Source organism: Okeania sp. SIO2B9 (genome assembly GCF_010672505.1).
GTDB lineage: Bacteria > Cyanobacteriota > Cyanobacteriia > Cyanobacteriales > Microcoleaceae > Okeania > Okeania hirsuta.
In genome coordinates this window covers 1-2,005 of the sequence record NZ_JAAHGK010001348.1, presented here as the reverse complement: position 1 = coordinate 2,005, position 2,005 = coordinate 1, and the positions used below count along the sequence as shown (strand labels likewise).

Here is a 2,005-nt window from a genome sequence, read left to right as displayed (position 1 = left end):
TAAATACCTGAGCGCACATTGCTATAGTACACCAAGCAGGTTGAAATTTGCTTCTATCTCCCCATCTCCCCACATTCCCCTCCTGGGAGGGGTTAGGGGTGAGTCCCTATCTCTTTGTTAAATAGATCTCAAATGGGTTCTATAAAGGTTATGAGTTATAGAAAAGCCATCTAAAAATTAACCTTCTACCTTTTGCAAATAACTACCCAGAAGTTTCAGTTACTTCTTCTGCTTCTCCTTCTCCGAACACGACTCGCAGCAAGGGAGGCGCTAAGAATGTTGTAATTATAACCATAAGAATAATTGCTACATCCAAAGCAGGGGATAAAGCGCCACTAGCAGAACCAACTGAGGCAAAAACCAAACCAACTTCACCCCGTGGCACCATACCAACACCAACAGCTAAACGGTTAATGTTCTCTAAACCAAAGACACTAAAACCACAGGCAACTTTACCCACAATAGCAACAACTATTAAGAAGATCGCAATAACTAAACCTTCACGGTTAGTAGGAATAGCTGGGTTGAGAACTCCAAGATTGGTTTTTGTCCCCACTGTGACGAAGAAAATGGGAACGACGACATCAGAAATAGGACGAATTAGTTCTTCTAATTCTCTACCTACCTCTGTTTGATCCAAGTTATCTAAAACCAATCCTGCGGCAAAAGCTCCCAATATGGCTTCCAAATGGATCGCTGTACCAATGTAGGACATAAATAATGCGATCGTCAAAGCTGGAATAACTGCTCGTCCACGAGTTTTAAATTTTTCACCAAAGAAAACAAAGGTGTCATTAAAGAAGCGACCTAACAATATTGCACCTACCAAAAATACACTGGCACTGATGATGAGATAGATCGCATTGACTACATCGACTTCGCCAGTTTTTGCTAAACTTGCTACTACTGCCAGGATAATAATACCTAAAACATCATCTATAACAGCAGCACCCAAAATAATTTGACCTTCTTGAGTATTGAGGCGGTTAATTTCTGCTAGTACCCTGGAAGTAATGCCAATACTGGTTGCTGTAAGAGCTGCTCCTGCAAAAATTGCTGGTACTGCTGAGACATGGAATATCATCATCATTCCTGCTGTACCAGCGACAAATGGTAATGTTACTCCCACAATTGCGACAATTAGGGACTGAATACCCACTTGCATTAAGTCTCTAATGTTGGATTCTAGGCCAATTTCAAATAACAAAATGATCACCCCCAGTTCGGATAGAACTTCGAGGACTTCACTTTGGACTTGAAATGTAGCTTCCGCAGCGTCAGGGGCTAAACCTGCTGTTGCTTCTAAAATACTGATAACTACGGATGCGGAACTATCTGCCCCACTTTCTGGAAAGATTACCAGGTTTAGGGCGGAAATACCTATAACTACACCTCCTACTAGTTCACCTAATACTGGTGGAAAACCTAGCCAGTTAAAAAATTCGCCCCCTGCTTTGCTGGCTATATAAATTGCCACTAGGCTCAAAAGGACTCCTGCAACTACCATTGCTGGTTCTACTTCTGTTTCTGTCGCTGTTGCTAGTATCGGTTGAAGTTTGCCTGATAAAGGAAATAGGAAAAATTCATTCAAAAAATTGAACCCTGCCATTGAACTAAACATTAAGTTTTTCTAAATCATCTTGACTTAATGTAACAGGACTTTATGCACGGATCGCTAATCTTTTGTTATAAAAATATTTTTTGGTGAGTATATATAAAAAATATCTAACTATCTAAAATGTATCGTAAATATCTATCTAACTTGAAATAAAGAATATGGGAAATTTTTGGAAAGTCCCTGAAAAAGTTTTAGACAGGAATTATACCATTTCTCAAAAACTTTTTAACCCGTATCCTGAGTATGGGAGGGAGTAGGAGAGTAGGTAGGGACGTTATCTCCTACATTCCGCACCACAAAACGTAGCATAAAAATATAAGTTATGCATCGAGTGCTAATTGGCTAGGTTTCCTACGGCGCTAAACTGTGGAAATGGTTCCGCACACA

1 protein-coding gene is annotated in these 2,005 nt (G+C 40.0%); it reads right to left on the bottom strand.

Translation table 11 applies throughout. From position 1 onward, the window contains the following. Nucleotides 1–202: 202 nt before the first annotated feature. Complete coding sequence (locus F6K13_RS30605; protein ID WP_124143068.1) at nucleotides 203–1,609, bottom strand: cation:proton antiporter; 1,407 nt, start codon at nucleotides 1,607–1,609, stop codon at nucleotides 203–205. Between the last annotated feature and the right edge of the window lie 396 nt (nucleotides 1,610–2,005).

What these genes read in the sequence shown, in the direction of transcription:
- F6K13_RS30605 (WP_124143068.1), bottom strand. Translation starts at nt 1,609, where the DNA reads ATGGCAGGGTTCAATTTTTTGAATGAATTTTTCCTATTTCCTTTATCA.